The 15,343-nt window shown below is 66.4% G+C and carries 17 protein-coding genes; 8 read left to right on the top strand and 9 right to left on the bottom strand.

All coding sequences use genetic code 11. The features are described 5' to 3' along the window. Positions 1-2 precede the first annotated feature (2 nt). On the top strand, positions 3-1,559 hold the full coding sequence (locus tag Atep_RS11365; RefSeq protein WP_213381610.1) for a glycosyltransferase family 39 protein: 1,557 nt from the start codon (positions 3-5) through the stop codon (positions 1,557-1,559). Between the two features lie 16 nt (positions 1,560-1,575). Here Atep_RS11365 and Atep_RS11360 read toward each other — a convergent pair whose 3' ends face one another. From Atep_RS11360 to Atep_RS11350, 3 genes are all read right to left on the bottom strand, one after another. Further along, a complete protein-coding gene (locus Atep_RS11360) occupies positions 1,576-2,835 on the bottom strand; it encodes a bifunctional alpha/beta hydrolase/OsmC family protein (protein ID WP_213378628.1) in 1,260 nt (419 codons plus the stop codon). Positions 2,836-2,921: 86 nt separating this feature from the next. Then, complete coding sequence (locus tag Atep_RS11355; protein ID WP_213378627.1) at positions 2,922-3,383, bottom strand: type II toxin-antitoxin system VapC family toxin; 462 nt, start codon at positions 3,381-3,383, stop codon at positions 2,922-2,924. Then, positions 3,370-3,639, bottom strand: a complete 270-nt coding sequence (locus Atep_RS11350) for an AbrB/MazE/SpoVT family DNA-binding domain-containing protein (RefSeq protein WP_213378626.1) — start codon at positions 3,637-3,639, stop codon at positions 3,370-3,372. Before Atep_RS11350 ends, Atep_RS11355 begins: the two co-directional genes overlap by 14 nt. 176 nt (positions 3,640-3,815) lie before the next feature. Here Atep_RS11350 and alr point away from each other — a divergent pair, with 176 nt between their 5' ends. The 6 genes from alr to Atep_RS11320 all read left to right on the top strand — a co-directional run bounded on the left by alr (position 3,816) and on the right by Atep_RS11320 (position 8,891). Further along, on the top strand, positions 3,816-4,907 hold the full coding sequence (alr, locus tag Atep_RS11345; RefSeq protein WP_213378625.1) for an alanine racemase: 1,092 nt from the start codon (positions 3,816-3,818) through the stop codon (positions 4,905-4,907). 5 nt (positions 4,908-4,912) lie between these two features. Next, the gene (cobU, locus tag Atep_RS11340; protein WP_213378624.1) at positions 4,913-5,473 is read left to right on the top strand and encodes a bifunctional adenosylcobinamide kinase/adenosylcobinamide-phosphate guanylyltransferase; all 561 of its coding nucleotides are present in this window, start codon (positions 4,913-4,915) and stop codon (positions 5,471-5,473) included. Positions 5,474-5,632: 159 nt separating this feature from the next. Then, positions 5,633-6,502 carry an ABC transporter substrate-binding protein gene (locus Atep_RS11335; RefSeq protein ID WP_213378623.1) on the top strand — a complete coding sequence of 290 codons (870 nt, stop codon included), beginning with the start codon at positions 5,633-5,635 and terminating at the stop codon, positions 6,500-6,502. A gap of 4 nt (positions 6,503-6,506) precedes the next feature. Continuing rightward, the gene (locus Atep_RS11330; protein ID WP_213378622.1) at positions 6,507-7,484 is read left to right on the top strand and encodes a FecCD family ABC transporter permease; all 978 of its coding nucleotides are present in this window, start codon (positions 6,507-6,509) and stop codon (positions 7,482-7,484) included. Continuing rightward, positions 7,481-8,296 (top strand): ABC transporter ATP-binding protein, encoded by an 816-nt coding sequence (locus Atep_RS11325; RefSeq protein WP_213378621.1) that lies wholly within the window; start codon positions 7,481-7,483, stop codon positions 8,294-8,296. The genes Atep_RS11330 and Atep_RS11325 overlap by 4 nt, the downstream gene beginning before the upstream one ends. A gap of 211 nt (positions 8,297-8,507) precedes the next feature. Beyond that, entirely contained in the window at positions 8,508-8,891 is a 384-nt protein-coding gene (locus tag Atep_RS11320) for a sulfur globule family protein (protein WP_213378620.1), read from the top strand. Between the two features lie 126 nt (positions 8,892-9,017). On the opposite strand, the gene accC is transcribed toward Atep_RS11320, so the two are convergent. The 6 genes from accC to cutA all read right to left on the bottom strand — a co-directional run bounded on the left by accC (position 9,018) and on the right by cutA (position 14,698). Continuing rightward, on the bottom strand, positions 9,018-10,358 hold the full coding sequence (gene accC / locus Atep_RS11315) for an acetyl-CoA carboxylase biotin carboxylase subunit (RefSeq protein WP_213381607.1): 1,341 nt from the start codon (positions 10,356-10,358) through the stop codon (positions 9,018-9,020). Between the two features lie 20 nt (positions 10,359-10,378). Further along, positions 10,379-10,852, bottom strand: coding sequence for an acetyl-CoA carboxylase biotin carboxyl carrier protein (gene accB, locus Atep_RS11310; RefSeq protein WP_213378619.1), 474 nt, complete (start codon positions 10,850-10,852; stop codon positions 10,379-10,381). 4 nt (positions 10,853-10,856) lie between these two features. Continuing rightward, on the bottom strand, positions 10,857-11,318 hold the full coding sequence (gene aroQ / locus Atep_RS11305) for a type II 3-dehydroquinate dehydratase (protein ID WP_213378618.1): 462 nt from the start codon (positions 11,316-11,318) through the stop codon (positions 10,857-10,859). A 115-nt stretch (positions 11,319-11,433) separates the two neighbouring features. After that, positions 11,434-12,027, bottom strand: coding sequence for a TlpA family protein disulfide reductase (locus tag Atep_RS11300; RefSeq protein WP_213378617.1), 594 nt, complete (start codon positions 12,025-12,027; stop codon positions 11,434-11,436). Continuing rightward, positions 12,024-14,321, bottom strand: coding sequence for a protein-disulfide reductase DsbD (gene dsbD / locus Atep_RS11295; RefSeq protein WP_236786722.1), 2,298 nt, complete (start codon positions 14,319-14,321; stop codon positions 12,024-12,026). Before dsbD ends, Atep_RS11300 begins: the two co-directional genes overlap by 4 nt. A 38-nt stretch (positions 14,322-14,359) precedes the next feature. After that, positions 14,360-14,698, bottom strand: a complete 339-nt coding sequence (gene cutA, locus Atep_RS11290) for a divalent-cation tolerance protein CutA (protein ID WP_213378615.1) — start codon at positions 14,696-14,698, stop codon at positions 14,360-14,362. Between the two features lie 156 nt (positions 14,699-14,854). On the opposite strand from cutA, the gene Atep_RS11285 reads away from it, so the two are divergent. Then, the gene (locus Atep_RS11285) at positions 14,855-15,283 is read left to right on the top strand and encodes an FxsA family protein (RefSeq protein ID WP_213378614.1); all 429 of its coding nucleotides are present in this window, start codon (positions 14,855-14,857) and stop codon (positions 15,281-15,283) included. Positions 15,284-15,343: the final 60 nt, after the last annotated feature.

Genomic DNA, 15,343 nt, shown 5'->3' with positions numbered 1-15,343 from the left:
TGATGCACTTCCCTGACGACTCGCTTGCACGCTTGGATGGCAGACGACTACTGCTCTTGGTGCTCGGCGGCCTGGCCGTCTGGCGTCTGGCCATCGCGGCCCTGATGCCTGTGACGCAGGATGAGGCCTATTACTTCGATTGGGCGCGCCATCTGGCCTGGGGCTATTTCGACCATCCGCCGGGCGTGGCGCTGCTTGGGCTGGGTGTGCGGCTGGAACCCGGCTCGGTGTTCATGGCGCGGCTCGGCGGGCTGCTGGCGGGGCTGGCGACCCTGGTGGTGCTCGATCGTCTCTATCGCCGTTGCGGTCTGACGGATGTCCGCGATCGGGCGCTGGCGCTGCTGCTGGCCGGCACGACCCTGGCCGGGGTGGCCGGCGGCGTCATCACCACGCCCGACAGCGTGCTGGCGCTCGCCTGGGCGCTGGCCCTGCACGAGGCCGAGCGGGCGCTCGCCGTCGATCCGCGCCGCTGGATCACGGCGGGGATCGCCATCGGTCTGGGGCTGCTGGGCAAGTACACCATGTTCCTGATCGGTCCGGTGCTGCTGCTGGCCATCCTGGGCGCGAACCGGCGTCAGTTGCTCACGCGCTGGCCCTATCTGGGAGCCGGGGTGGCGTTGCTGGTCTTTGCACCGAATCTGATCTGGAACGCGCAGAACGACTGGCTGACGCTGGGCTTTCAGTTCGGGCACGGCTTCGCGACCGAGGTCGGCGGGGCGGTCGCGCCCGAGGCCGGGGCCATCGTGCATTCCGGTCCCGAGACGCCCGGCGAACGTGCCGCGAGTCTGCTGGAGTACGTCGGGGTCCAGTTCGTCCTGTGGGGGCTGATCGCGCTGCCGATGATGCTCGTGCCCTGGCTCGGCCGCCGTGAGGCGAAACCCCGCCTCAGCCTTACGGAGTCGGTATCCGACTCGCGGCTGACGACACTCGGATGGACATTGCTGCTCGCGGCGAGCCTCTTTCCCCTGGGTTTCTTCGCCCTGGTCGCCCTGATCAGTGAGGTCGAGGCCAACTGGCCGGCCATGTATCTGCTCGGCGCCGCGCCCCTGGCGGCACTCTGGCTGCGTCGGGCGCGCTTCTGGGCCTGGATGGCGGCCCTGGCCAATCTGGCGCTGGTCACGCTCTATGCGATCCATGCCGCGACGGCCGCACTCCCGCTGCCGGACAGTCAGAACCGCATCCTGCGCGAGACGCATGGCTTCGCGGAGCTGGCCGGGATCGCCGCCGGACTCGATGCGCCCGTCCATGCCGATCGCTATCAGCTCACAGCCATGCTGCGCTTCCATCGGCCCGATCTGACCGCCACCAGCCAGTGGCCGGGACTCACGCGCCCCTCGGAATATCTGCGCGGCCGGATCGCGCCCCGGATCGATCCGCAGACCGTCACGGCGCCCTTTTGGCTGCTGACCCGCTCCGGCACGCCGCCTGAGATCGAGGGTTTCAGCGTCACGGTCGCGCGACGTCTGTTCGACTGTCCCGGCCGACCGCTGAGTGAGGGAACCGAGCCGCCCTGTCGCCGCCCGCTGCATCGCTGGTCGCTCTATCGCTACGAACGCTGAGACGGCACGATACCTGTCAGCGCTTGGGATCGTCCTCGATATAGCGGGTCTCGATGCGCGGATTGGCGTCGAGCGTGCGATGTACCGGGCAGCGCTCGGCAATCTCCAGCAGGCGTTCGCGTTCCAGGGTGCTGAGATGGCCGTGGATGTCGATGCGCTGGACGATGCGGTCGAGCTTCACCGGCCGCTCGGCGCTGGCCGCGCAATCCTCGGCATGGTCGCGCGTGTGGCTCAGGGTCACTTCGATGTCGTCGACAGTCAGGCCGTGGCGCTTGGCGTACTGGCGCAGGGTCATCGATGTGCAGGCGCCGAGTGCCATCAGCAGTAACTCATAGGGCGTCGGCCCCAGATCCGAGCCGCCGGCCGGCTTGGGTTCGTCGGCCTGCCACTGATGACGCTGGGTGTAGAGACCGCGCAGGAACGGGCTATCGGCCTCGATTTCGGTCACGACGACCTCACCGGATTCGACCTTGGGCGCGGTGCCGGTACTGGTCTCGAAGGCGTGCCGCTTGATCCCGAGATAGCGGCTGGCCCAGGCGACCAGGGTCTCGGCGACGTACTCGGCGTCCTCACGGTTGGTGAGCATGTGGTCGGCCTTGTCGAGCGAGATGAAACTCTTCGGATGCAGCGCCGACTGATAGATCCTGGCCGCTTCGCTGATGTCGACGATGGTGTCGAGCGGTGAGTGGAAGACCAAGAGCGGTCGCCCGAGCCGGCGGATGTGATCGGGTGAGGCGTACTGATCCAGATCCTCGAGCAATTGCCGGCGAATCCGGAAGCGCCGGTAGCCGATCTGGACCTCGGCCTCGCCGCGCTCGGCGAGCTGATCGCGTGCGCCGGTCAGCAGGTGCTTCACATGCGCCGCCGTCGCCGGCGAGCCGATGGTCGCCACCGCCTGCACCGAGGGCAGTTGCGGCGCCGCCGCGAGCACGGCGGCGCCGCCCAGGCTGTGACCGACCAGCAGGGCCGGAGCCTCAAAGTCCTGCTCCAGCTTGCGTGCCGCCGCCAGCAGATCCTGGACGTTGGACGAGAAGTTGGTGTTGGCGAAATCGCCGTCGCTGTTGCCCAGGCCGGTGAAGTCGAAACGCAGCACCGCGATGCCGCGCTCGGCGAGCGCCCGGCTGATGCGGCTGGTCGCGGCCACGTCCTTGCTACAGGTGAAGCAGTGAGCGAAGAGGGCGTAACGGACCACAGGCACCCGTTCGGGCGGGGTCTCCAGGAGACCGACCAAGGTCTGTCCGTTCGCGTTGGGAAATTCGAGCTTGATGCGAGCCATGCGAGCCACCCTGTTGTATGTTGCGCTGCAATATACTCAAGCCGGGCGCATCGGCATAACAGATCGGCTCTAAAATATCAATATAATCATATAATTGAATTTGCCCAAGCGCCCCAAGCGTTCGCTGTTCGGAGCATCGGCACACTGACCGGCGGTTCGGTCACGAGACGCTGTGCGCGTCGAGCGAATCGACGGTCATCGAAGGTATAGAACACCTCACAGTGCGCGCATCCCGACAGATGCAGGGCGTCGGCGAAGTCCAGACCTTGAGCGAGTCGCTCCAGGGCGTTGACGACACGATCGGCTTGCTCGACATGGACGTTTGCCAGGCCCGGCAGGCGCTCGAAGACCCGGATGATGTCGGCGACTTCGAACCGATAGAAGGCGCGCAGAACCCATTCGAGTTCCAGCACGACGGTGAGCGGAACGAACAGGCTTGGATGACGGGTCAGGAGCTCGTAGGCAATGGGACGCTGCTTGGCGGCTTCCGGATCGCTGGGATCGGCGACATAGAATCTGGCCAGGATATTCGTATCAAGAGCGATCATCGTCACGCCGGTTCAATGCGCGCATGGCTTCGGCGACATCGAAGTCGGAAAGAGATCGTGTTCCCGGTTGCGTGCAGGTCAGCATGCCATAGCCATCTTCAGGGCGCGTCTGCGGCATCGTTCGCTGGGGTCTGACACGGATACTGTCGCCTTCGAGTTCGAAGTCGAGCTTCGTCCCCGGCTTGATCCCGAGCCGATGCCGGATCGCGGCCGGAATGACAACCTGTCCCTTCTCTGAAACCGTTACCATCGACATGATCAGACTCGCTTCTCTTACTTTGTAAAAAATTCAGTCTAGGGTTGCGTTTGGGCCTGCGTCAAGGCAGTGATCTTTCCCGATCAACAGATCAAGATCAACACGCCTGCCGCGCATTCGCGCCCGGCTTGTGCGACACTGAGCGGCCTCGTTTCCACCGCCCCACGACCGCATCCATGACCCGCTCTGCCCGTCCATTGCGCGCCCGTATCCATCTGGACGCGATTCGCCACAACTATCGTCGCGCCAAGTCGCTGGCGCCGCGTTCGCGCGCGCTCGCGGTGGTCAAGGCCAATGCCTATGGGCATGGGGCGATCGCCGTGGCGCGCGCCCTGGCCGGCGAGGCCGACGGGTTCGCGGTGGCCTGTGTCGAGGAGGCGCTGGAGCTGCGAGAATCCGGTATTCGGGAGCCGATGCTGCTGCTGGAAGGGGTCTTCAGTCCTGATGAGATCGCGCTCGTCGATCGCGCGGGGCTGGCGATGGTGGTGCACTGTCGTGAACAACTGGATTGGCTGCTGGCGGCACGGCCCAGCCGACGGCTCGACTGCTGGATCAAGCTCGACACCGGGATGCACCGGGTCGGCTTCAGCCCGTCCGAGTTCGCCGAGGTCGATGCGCTCCTGGCCGCCTGTCCGCACGTCGGCGAGCGCGTGGCCATGACCCATTTCGCCCGTGCCGACGAGACAGCGCATCCCTATACATCGACGCAGATCGCCGCCTTCGAGCAGGCGCTGAGCGGCGTTCGGATCGGGCGCAGTCTCGCCAACTCGGCCGCCGTGCTCGCCTGGCCCCAGGCCCACGGCGACTGGACGCGGCCGGGGATCATGCTCTATGGCGTCTCGCCCTTCGCCGGTGCTATGGCCGAGGCGAACGATCTGCGTCCGGCGATGACGCTCGAATCGGCCCTGATCGCCGTCCGCGACCTGGAGGCGGGCGAGTCGATCGGCTATGGCGGGCGCTTCGTCTGCGAACGGCCGACCCGTGTCGGAGTCGCCGCCATCGGCTATGCCGACGGCTATCCGCGTCATGCGCGCGACGGCACCCCGATCGCCGTCGGCGGACGGCTCACGCGCATCATCGGCCGCGTCTCGATGGACATGATCACGCTCGATCTCACAGGGTTCCATGAGGCCCGCCCCGGCGACCCGGTCGAGCTGTGGGGTCGGATCGTGCGGGCCGCCGCCGTCGCTGAGTCGAGCGACACCATCGCTTACCAGCTCTTCACCGGGATCGGCCGGCGTGTGCCGCTGATGTACGAGGACGCTTGACGCACATGACACGCGAGAACGAAGGGGCCGCCATCCTGGTCACGGGACCGGCGCGCAGCGGCAAGAGCGAATGGGCCGAGCGGCTGGCGCACGAATCGGGGCGTCCGGTGATCTATGTCGCCACCGCGCGCGAGGATCCGGATGACGCCGACTGGATGGCCCGCATCGAGGCGCATCGCCGACGCCGTCCCGCGCACTGGTCGACCCTGTGCGCCCCGGCCGAGCTGGAAGCCGCCATCACGACGGCGGGCGCGGGCGACGTCTGCCTGCTGATCGACTCGCTCGGAACCTGGGTGGCGAACCTGATCGAGCTGGACGATGCCGTCTGGCAGGCGCGCTCTGAACGTCTGCTCGCGGCGCTCGAACAGTGCCCAACGGCTCGGGTCATCCTGGTCGCCGAGGAGACCGGCTGGGGCGTCATCCCCGCCTATCCGATCGGACGTCTGTTCCGCGACCGGCTCGGCGGTCTGGTGCGCCGGCTCGGTCCGCGCTGTTCCGCGACCTATCTGGTGACGGGCGGACACGCACTCGACCTGCGCCGGCTTGGCGTCCCCATCGATCGCTGAAGGCGTTCAGGCATGATCGATCGTCTGGTTGTCTGGGATCTGGTCCGCGCCGTCAGAGGGTCGGGTGGCGGCCGTCGAGCCTCCAGGGATGGATTCACGGCGACCCCCGCCGGCCGCCACCCGACCCGGCACCGCCCAACCCCTGCCAAGCGACCTTCGATGCGCCACAGCCGCATCCTCCGGCGTGCCGGCATCGTCCTGTGGCTCATTCCAGTCCTAGGGCTGGCCGGACCGTCGCTCCCGACCGTCATGAGCACCAATCTCTGCGCCGATCTGCTGCTGCTGCGGATCGCCGATCCGAGTCAGATTCGCTCGGTCTCGCGCCAGAGTCAGGATGCTCGGATCTCGCCCGTAGCCGACCAGGCACGCGCCTATCCAGCCAATCGCGGCGGCGTGGAAGATCTGCTGTACTTCAAACCCGACATCGCGCTCGTCTATCAGGGCTGGATGGGGCGGCGTCATGCCGAACGGTTGGCCGGGCAGGGGATCGAGGTCATCGCCTTGCCCTATACCAAGGGCTGGGACGATGCGCTCCGGACCGCGCGTAACATCTCGGCGCGCATCGGGCGTGCCGAGACCGGCGAGGCGCTGACGGCGGATTTCGAGCGACGGATGCAGACGTTCATCCAACCCGAGCGCGAACAGGCACCCAGCTTGCTCTATCTGCGCCCGAGCGGCGGCACGGCCGGGCAGGGCACCTATGTCGATGACCTGATCACGCGGCTCGGTCTGCGCAATCTGGCGGCCGAACAGGGCATCGAAGGCTGGGGCCGCTTTCCGCTCGAACGTCTGGCGAGCACACCGCCGGATGTCTTCCTGCTCGGCTATTTCGATCAGGCCCGGTCGCCCGCGCGCTCGGCCTATGGCCGTCATCCGCGGCTTCGTTCGCTGTTGGAGCTTACCCCGGTGATCGGACTTCCGGGCAATGCCTGGGGCTGCGGCGGGCTGGAACTGCTCGACGTCGCCAAGCGGATCAGTGAGCAACTCGCCGAGATCGAGCGCAACCGATCCCGGACGCCATCACCCTGACCACATGCCGAACCTCTTCCTGTTACTCGCCCTGTCGCTGCTCAGTTTGCTCTCGCTCGGATTCGGCGAGGCGCCGCTCAGTATCGGCGAGGTAATCGCGGGTCTGCTCGGCACCGGACCCGAGACCCATCAGGTGATCGTGCGCGAGATCCGGCTGCCGCGCGTGGTGCTGGCCTGGCTGGTCGGGATCTCGCTCGGGGCCTCGGGCGCAGCGCTCCAAGGGCTGCTGCGCAATCCGCTCGCCGAACCCGGGCTGCTCGGGATCTCGGCGAGCGCCAGCCTGGGGGCGGTGCTGACGCTCTATTTCGGGCTGGCGCCGGTCAGTCCCTGGGTGCTGCCGGCGGCGGCCATGTTCTTCGCCCTGCTGGCCACCCTGGTGCTCCAGGCATTGACGCGCGCCGGCTCGAACAATCTGACCCTGATCCTGGCCGGGGTGGCGCTGTCCTCGCTGGCCGGCGCCCTGACCTCGCTGGCGCTCAACCTCGCGCCCAATCCAAGCGACGCGCAGGACATCGTGCTCTGGCTGCTCGGCTCGATCAGCGACCGCAGTTTCGACGATGTCCGGCTCTGTCTGCCCTTCGTGCTGCTGGGTCTGACCCTGTTGCTGTGGTGTGCGCCGTCGCTCGACGCACTGGCGCTCGGGGAGGCCGAGGCGAGCAGTCTGGGGGTCGATCTGGGGCGTCTGCGCACGCTCGTCATCCTGGGGTCCGCGCTGAGCGTCGGCTCGACCGTGGCGATCACGGGCGCTATCGGTTTCGTCGGGCTGGTGGTGCCGCATCTGCTGCGTCGTTTCGTCGGCTTCCGGCCGGGGCCGCTGTTGCCGGCGAGCGCGCTTGGCGGGGCGGTGCTGGTGCTCGCGGCCGATATCGCACTGCGTCTGCCCGAGGCCGGGCGTGAGCCGATGCTCGGCGTGGTGACGGCCCTGATCGGGGCGCCCTTCTTCCTGGCCCTGGTGCTGCGCTCGCGGAGGGATCTGCTGTGAGCCGGCTCGAACTCGTCGATGTCGCCGTGCAGCTGGGCGGGCGGACGCTGGTGCGTGAACTGTCGTTCCAGATCGGAGCGGGCGAGCTGGTCGGACTCATCGGTCCCAATGGGGCCGGCAAGAGCACGCTGATCAAGGCGATCGCACAACTGCTGCCCTACCGGGGGACGATTCGGCTGGATGGCGAGTCGCTGGACCGGACCCCGGCGCGCGAGCGGGCGCGACGACTGGCCTATCTGAGCCAGGACGACCGCGTCCAGTGGCCGATCTCGGTGGCCGATCTGGTCGCGCTCGGGCGTCATCCCTATCGAGGGGGCTGGTGGCGCGGGGCCGGGCGGGCGAGTGAGGCCGACCGGCATGCCATCGAGTCGGCGATGCGGGCGACCGATGTCTGGTCACTGCGTGCGCGTGCGTCCGATACGCTCTCCGGCGGCGAGCGAGCGCGCGTGCGGCTGGCGCGGGCGCTGGCGGTCGAGGCACCGCTGCTGCTCGCCGATGAGCCGGTCGCTGCACTCGACCCGCGCCATCAGCTCGAGGTCATGGAACTGCTGCGCGCCCAGGCACATCAGGGCGCGAGCGTGATCGTGGTGCTGCATGATCTGACGCTGGCGAGCCGGTTCTGTGACCGCTTGCTGCTGCTGCACCAGGGGCGAACGGTGGCATTGGGCGCGGTGGAGACGGTCCTGAGCGCGGATCATTTGCGTCTGGCCTATGGCATCGGCGCTGTGATGGGCAAACATCAGGGTCAGACTTATATCGTTCCCTGGTCATGTGCAACGGGTGACTTATCATCGACTCGGAGCGCGATCTGAGTCTTACGGAGTGGAGCCGGCAAGCCCTTGTGAGCGATCGCGTTGGCCCAGTCTTCCGGTGAAGTAACCGGAGCGTCTTCTGTAAAGACAACCTCTGCATCAGGCTGAGCTATGTTGATAATCAGGAAATTTTTTCAGGTGCATTGTGGATGCCTACCCAGACCCCTATACTGGCTCGGCCATTCCGGCTCCACAACATGAGGAAGACACGATGATCAAATCCAACCGGATCGCTGCTTGCGCACTCGCCGCGCTCTTCGCCGGCACCTCCTTCTCCGCAAGCGCCTGGTGGGGCGGTCCCGGCTACGGAAACGGCCTCTGGGACAACATGGGCGACATGTTCGGCGATGGCTATGGCGACTTCAACATGAGCATGGGCGGCGGCGGTCGCGGTTATGGCCGTGGCTATGGTCGCGGATATGGTTACGGCTACGACGCCCCCTATGGCTACGGCTATCCCTATGGCGCGCCCTACGGCTATGGCGCTCCCTATGGTTACGGCGCGCCTTACGGCTATGGCATGCCCCCCTATGGCGCCGTGCCGCCCCAGATGCCCGCCGCTCCCACCCAGCCACAGGCGGCTCCGAGCCGCTGAGGCTCTCCCGCCCAGGGTGATCGGCCCCGGCCGCGAATGATCGCGGCCACCCTGAAAACGCCTCGCGCTCCTGAGCCGAGGCGTTTTTGCGTTCGAGGCCTGCCGGCAATGGCGAAACCTCGGCGGCTAGAGGCCGAGCATCTTCTCCAGATAGTGAATGTTGGCGCCGCCGGCAAGAAAGGCCCCATCGCGCATGATCGAGCGCTGGAGCTTGATGTTGGAGTGGATGCCCTCGATGACCGTCTCGCGCAGGGCATTGCACATGCGCGCCACCGCCGATTCGCGATCCTCGCCATGGGTGATGAGCTTGCCGATCATCGAGTCATAGTGACAGGGAACGGTATAGCCCGAATAGATATGGGTCTCGACCCGCACCCCCGGACCGCCCGGTGCGTGGAAGTCGGTGATCTTGCCCGGACTGGGCATGAAGGTCTCGGGATGCTCGGCATTGATGCGGCACTCGATGGCATGTCCGCGCAGCTGGATGTCCGACTGGCGGTAGCGCAGCGGTTCGCCGGCGGCGATCAGGATCTGCTCCTTGACGATGTCGACGCCTGTGATCATCTCCGTGACCGGATGCTCGACCTGGACACGGGTGTTCATCTCGATGAAATAGAACTGCCCGTTCTCGTAGAGGAACTCGAACGTCCCCGCCCCGCGATAGCCGATCGAACGACAGGCCGCCGCGCAACGCTCGCCGATCTCGCGCCGCTGCTCCTCGGTGATGCCGGGCGCCGGTGCCTCCTCGACCACCTTCTGATGACGCCGCTGCATCGAGCAGTCGCGCTCGCCGAGATGGATGGCATTGCCCATCTGGTCGGCCAGCACCTGGAACTCGATATGACGCGGGTTCTCCAGATACTTCTCCATGTAGACCATGTCGTTGTTGAAGGCCGCCGCCGCCTCGGCTCGGGTGAGGGCGATGGCGTTGAGCAGCGTCGCCTCCGAGTGCACGACGCGCATCCCGCGCCCGCCGCCGCCGCCGGAGGACTTGATCATGATCGGATAGCCGATCTCGCGCGCCAGCTCCAGGGTGCGCTTCTTGTTGTCGTCGATCGGACCGTCGGACCCTGGGACGCAGGGCACGCCGGCCGCCTTCATCGCCGCGATGGCCGAGACTTTGTCGCCCATGAGACGAATGGTCTCGGGACGCGGGCCGATGAAGATGAAGCCGGACTTCTCGACCCGCTCGGCGAAGTCGGCGTTCTCGGATAGGAAGCCGTAGCCGGGGTGGATGGCGACCGTGTCCGTGACCTCGGCGGCGCTGATGATGGCCGGGACGTTCAGATAACTCTGCATCGCCGGCGCCGGACCGATACAGACCGATTCATCGGCCAGCAGCACATGCTTGAGATCGCGGTCGGCCTCGGAATGGACGGCGACCGTCTTGATGCCGAGTTCGCGACAGGCGCGCAGGATGCGCAGCGCGATCTCGCCACGGTTGGCGATCAGAACCTTCTCGATCATTGCGGGCATAGTGTCACACCTCAGTCGATCAGGAACAGCGGCTGGTTGTACTCGACCGGCTGTCCGTTCTCGACCAGGATGCGCTTGACCGTCCCGGAATACTCGCTCTCGATCTGGTTGAGGATCTTCATCGCCTCGATGATACAGAGCGTGTCGCCGACCTTGACCGACTGACCTTCCTCGACAAAGGCCTTGGAACCCGGCGAGGGTGCGCGATAGAAGGTGCCGACCATGGGCGAGCGCACCAGCTTGCCGGTGATCTCGTCCTCGTCGTCATCGCCCGCCGGCTGGGCGGGAGCCGGCGCGGCGGCCGGCTGTGGCGCAGCGCCCGCCATGGGCATCGGCATCCCCTGCGGCATGTAGAACGGCATCGCCGCACCGCCGCTCACCTGGCGGCTGATGCGCACCGATTCCTCGCCCTCGTGGATCTCGATCTCGGCGACGTCGGATTGCTCCAACAGCTCGATCAGCTTCTTGACCTTGCGAATGTCCATCGTTTCAGTGGTTCTCGTTCGTTGGGTTCTGGGCCAGTCGACCGAGCGCGGCGCGTAGCGCCAGAGCATACCCCTCGGCCCCGAGTCCGCAGATCACGCCCACCGCGATGTCGGAGAAATAGGAGTGGGCGCGGAATGGCTCGCGGGCGTGCACGTTCGACAGGTGCACCTCGATGAAGGGGATGGCCACGGCCAGCAGGGCATCGCGCAAGGCGACGCTGGTGTGGGTGAAGGCGGCCGGATTGATGAGGATGAAACGCACATCGTCGCGGCCGGCCTGGTGGATGGTCTCGATCAGGACATGCTCGGCGTTGCTCTGCACGAAGGCCAGTTCATGGCCGGCGTCCCGGGCCATGGCCGTGAGCGTGCGCTCGATGTCGGCCAGGGTAACGCGCCCGTAGTGACCGGGTTCACGCGTACCGAGCAGATTGAGATTGGGTCCGTTCAGGACCAGGATCGAGGCCATGGCGCCAACCGCTTGCAGACCAAAGGGTAAGGATGTGCGTCATTGCCGTCCGGCCGGAATCGGCGGCAAATCGCCTCGAATTGTGCGGATTTCGTCGGATCTTGTCCAGAGACGATCAGGGTGTACGCGACACGCGCGGCCCTTCTCTCACGAGTAGTGGATCGAGGTAATCGGCCAGTTCCTCGGCGCTCAGTTCACCGATCTGACCATGGACGCGCCGCCCATGCCGATCGAAGATCACGGTGAAGGGCAGCACCTCCAGTCGGTTGCCGAGCTGGACCGCGAGTTTGAGCACCTCGGGCGTGGCGATCAGGAGCGGGTAGTTGACAGGCTGCCCGGCGACGAAGGCGCGCACGTCCTCGATCTGATCGACGGCGATGCCGACGAACTGGACGCCGGACTCGCGTAGTCGTTCCTGGATCTCGACGAAACGCGGGATCTCGGACAGACAGGGCGGACACCAGGTCGCCCAGAAGTTGAGCACCAGCACCTTGCCGGCCCAGGCGCTGCTGGCGACCTCGCGCCCTTCGAGATCGGTCAGGCGAAAGTCGGGCAGGGTCTGGAGCGGCTCGGTCCGGCGCTCGGAACGCGCGGCTTGCCTGTCGCCGGATCCGTCTTCGAAATCGACCCAGCGCTGACCGATGATAGCGGTACCGATGCTGATGCCGCCGGCGAGCACGGTGACGAGGATGACCTTCAGGGCTTTCATGGGGCGACCTGGCGCAGATGCGCGGCGAACGGCTCGGCGGGCTTGAAGCCCACGAGGCGATAGTTGGTGAGTTCCCGGCCGGTGCGATCGAAGAACAGGATCGCCGGCGGTCCCGGTAGACCGAAACGACCCTGGATCAGGGCGCGATCCTCGGCATTATTAGCCGTGACATCGGCCTGGAGCAGGACGAAGCGGTTCATCTCGGCGATCACGGTCGGGTCGCTGAAGGTGTAGCGCTCCATCTCCTTGCAGGACACGCACCAGTCGGCATAGAAGTCGAGCAGCACCGGCTTACCGTTCGACTGGGCCTGAACCAGTTCGCGCTCCAGATCGGCGACCGACTTGATGCGTTTGAAGGCGACATGCTCGGCGCTACCCGTGCTGCCGCCCGTCGGCATCAGTCCCCGTAGCGGCTGGAGCGTATCACGCCCACCCGCTGCCGCGCCGACCAGCATGAGCGCACCATAGATCAGCAGCACCAGACCCAGCCCCTTCCACAGCTTGCTCCAGCCGCTCGCACCCGGCTGGAGTTGGGTGAGCGCGCCCATGTAGACCGCCGAGCAGATCAGCAGCCCACCCCAGAGCAGCATGGCGACCGCCGGCGGCAGGATCCGCTCGAGCATCAGGATGGCCACGCCCAGCAGCGCCACGCCGAACACCGCCTTGACCGCATCCATCCAGGCCCCGGCGCGCGGCAGATAGCGACCGGCCGAGGTGCCGATGACGATCAGCGGCGCGCCCATGCCGAGACTGAGCGCGAACAGCGCCAGCCCGCCGAGCAGCGCGTCGCCGGTCCGGCTGATGTAGATCAGCGCTCCGAACAGAGGGGGGGCCACGCAGGGTCCGACGATCAGCGCCGAAAGCAGACCCATGATGGCCACGCCGATCAGCGTCCCGCCCTCCTGACGGTTGCTGAGTTCCGCGAGCTTGGATTGCAGGCTGGAGGGCAGTTGCAGCTCGTAGAAACCGAACATGGACAGGGCCAGTCCGACGAACACCAGGGCGAAGGCGGTCAGGATCCGGGGATCCTGGAAGACGGCCTGGAGGTTGGCGCCGAACAGCCCGGCCAGCACGCCGACGACCGTATAGGTCAGGGCCATCGCCAGCACATAGACCAGCGAGAGGACGAACGCCTTGCGCGCGGTGAGTCCCGCGCCCTGCCCGGCGATGATGCCCGAGAGGATCGGGATCATCGGGAAGATGCAGGGCGTGAAGGCCAGCAGCAGGCCGAAGCCGAAGAAGACGGCGATGATCACCCACAGCCCTTCGCCCGCGAGCACGGCGGCGATGCGATCCTGCTCGGAGACCGGCGGACTCGAGCCGGCGGTCGATTTCGGTGCCGACGCCGGAGTCTGAACCGAGTCCGGCGCCGACGTCTTGGTCAGAGCATCGACGATCGCGGCCGGCGCTTCAGGGAGACTCAGCGCCACCCGCCGGGTCTGCGGCGGATAGCAGATCCCGATCTCGGCACAGCCCTGATACTTGACGATCAGGGTCGCCTCGGTCGGCGCCGTCGTGGCGCGCTGGAGCGGCACCGTCAGATCGAGTCGGCCCTGATGGATCTCGACATCGCCGATCGAGCCGTCGGGCAGCACCGAATCAGGCTTGAGCGTGCCCGCCGGACGCTCGACGACATCGAGCGCGACATCCGGCGACTCGACGAGCGCGATCTCGACCAGATCGGCATAGAGATAGGTTCCGGGCGCGATGTCCCAGGTGAGTCGGACGCGATCGGGCGCGACGACCTCGGACTGGAAGCGGAAGGCCTGCTCGACCTCGGGGATCTCATCCGTGCCGGTCAGTTCCCGGCTGGTCGCGGCGGACGACAGCAAGGCGGCCAGCCGGTTCGGCTTGGCCTCGGTGGGTGCCGATGCCGCCGCGACAGGCACGGGAGCCGCCGGCGGCAATTCGAGCTCGAGGGTTTCGCGATGCGGCGGATAGCAGAATCCGGCATCGGCGCACCCCTGCGAGCCGACCCGCAGTGTCAGACGATTGCCGGAGCCGGGTTCGCGCGTGATGGGCAGCTCGGCCGCGAGCCGCCCGCGATAGATCTCGACCTCGCCGAAGAACTCGTCCCGTTTGGTCTCGGCCTCAGGCAGCACAGCGGCGCCGAGCTTGATACCGGGCGTCTCGGAGTCGAATCTGAGCTTGCTCTTGTAGAGATAGTAACCGTCCGCCGTATCCCAGACGATGCGCACCGCTTCCGGCCCGATCACCTCGGCGCCGACCGGAAACGCCTGCTCCTGGGTCGGGAAGTCCTCGGCCAGGGCTTGAGTACCACCCAAGGCCCCCATCAGCCACAGCCACGCCCCGGCCAACAACCACGGTCGTTTCACGAGTCCTGCTCCACGGCGTTCACGCATTCGCTCACCCAATTCAGATAATCGCCCGACCCCGAGACGATGGGGAGGGCGATGATCTCCGGTACCTCGTAGGGATGCAACTGGCGCAGTCGCTCGGTGAGCGGCTCGACGCGCGCCTCGACGGTCTTGATCAGCAGCAGCACCTCGGAATCGTGCTGGGTACGCCCCTCCCAGCGATAGACCGAAGTCAGACCGGTCAGCAGATTGACACAGGCGGCCAGCCGCTCTTCGACCAGGGAATCGGCCAGACGCAGCGCCGTGTCCCGGTCGGGACAGGTACAGAGAATCAAACGATACTGGGTCGACATACTCGGGAACTCGATCTCGTTTGGACTTGATCTCGCCGACAGGGTAAGGTTTCCGCAACCGTCGGAGTCGACGAACGCCGGACTCTGACCGCGCCGACCGCGATAGATTCCATCCGGCCCGACCCGACGCCCCAGTCATCCAACGGAGACCCCATCGTGCCACTGTTGCTCCTGCTCTTCGTCGGTCTGCCGCTGACCGAACTCTATGTCCTGATCCAGGTCGGTTCCGAGATTGGAGCCCTCTCGACCATCCTGCTCTTGATCTTGACCGCTGTCGTCGGTATCTGGATCGTCCGCTATCAGGGCTTCGGCGTCCTGATGCGGGTGCGCGACCTGCTCGATCGCGGCGAGGTGCCCGCCATCGAGCTGCTGGACGGGGCGCTCATCCTGGTCGCCGGATTGTGCTTGATCCTGCCCGGCTTCGTCACCGACAGCCTGGGCTTCCTGCTCCTGATCCCGCCGCTGCGCCGCCGGCTGATCGAGCGTTACATCCGGATCCAGCCCATGAACATGCAGGCGCCCGGCGAGGTCCGGACCGAGACACGGGTGCGGGTGATCGAAGGCGAATTCCACTGCGACGACTGAGCCGACTCCAGGCAGAGTCCACCCTCGCCGATGTTGCGCAGATAATCGCGCTCGTCGGTG

The organism is Allochromatium tepidum (genome assembly GCF_018409545.1).
In the GTDB taxonomy this organism is placed as follows: domain Bacteria; phylum Pseudomonadota; class Gammaproteobacteria; order Chromatiales; family Chromatiaceae; genus Thermochromatium; species Thermochromatium tepidum_A.
The sequence above is the reverse complement of the archived record's forward strand: the minus strand, read 5'-3'. Positions and strand labels throughout refer to the sequence as shown.

Bases quoted from the DNA above. Each gene is read 5' to 3' on its own strand.
- Atep_RS11365 (WP_213381610.1), top strand. From the start codon at position 3: ATGCACTTCCCTGACGACTCGCTTGCACGCTTGGATGGCAGACGACTA.
- Atep_RS11360 (WP_213378628.1), bottom strand. From the start codon at position 2,835: ATGGCTCGCATCAAGCTCGAATTTCCCAACGCGAACGGACAGACCTTG.
- Atep_RS11355 (WP_213378627.1), bottom strand. From the start codon at position 3,383: ATGATCGCTCTTGATACGAATATCCTGGCCAGATTCTATGTCGCCGAT.
- Atep_RS11350 (WP_213378626.1), bottom strand. From the start codon at position 3,639: ATGTCGATGGTAACGGTTTCAGAGAAGGGACAGGTTGTCATTCCGGCC.
- alr (WP_213378625.1), top strand. From the start codon at position 3,816: ATGACCCGCTCTGCCCGTCCATTGCGCGCCCGTATCCATCTGGACGCG.
- cobU (WP_213378624.1), top strand. From the start codon at position 4,913: ATGACACGCGAGAACGAAGGGGCCGCCATCCTGGTCACGGGACCGGCG.
- Atep_RS11335 (WP_213378623.1), top strand. From the start codon at position 5,633: ATGCGCCACAGCCGCATCCTCCGGCGTGCCGGCATCGTCCTGTGGCTC.
- Atep_RS11330 (WP_213378622.1), top strand. From the start codon at position 6,507: ATGCCGAACCTCTTCCTGTTACTCGCCCTGTCGCTGCTCAGTTTGCTC.
- Atep_RS11320 (WP_213378620.1), top strand. From the start codon at position 8,508: ATGATCAAATCCAACCGGATCGCTGCTTGCGCACTCGCCGCGCTCTTC.
- accC (WP_213381607.1), bottom strand. From the start codon at position 10,358: ATGATCGAGAAGGTTCTGATCGCCAACCGTGGCGAGATCGCGCTGCGC.
- accB (WP_213378619.1), bottom strand. From the start codon at position 10,852: ATGGACATTCGCAAGGTCAAGAAGCTGATCGAGCTGTTGGAGCAATCC.
- aroQ (WP_213378618.1), bottom strand. From the start codon at position 11,318: ATGGCCTCGATCCTGGTCCTGAACGGACCCAATCTCAATCTGCTCGGT.
- Atep_RS11300 (WP_213378617.1), bottom strand. From the start codon at position 12,027: ATGAAAGCCCTGAAGGTCATCCTCGTCACCGTGCTCGCCGGCGGCATC.
- dsbD (WP_236786722.1), bottom strand. From the start codon at position 14,321: ATGGGGGCCTTGGGTGGTACTCAAGCCCTGGCCGAGGACTTCCCGACC.
- cutA (WP_213378615.1), bottom strand. From the start codon at position 14,698: ATGTCGACCCAGTATCGTTTGATTCTCTGTACCTGTCCCGACCGGGAC.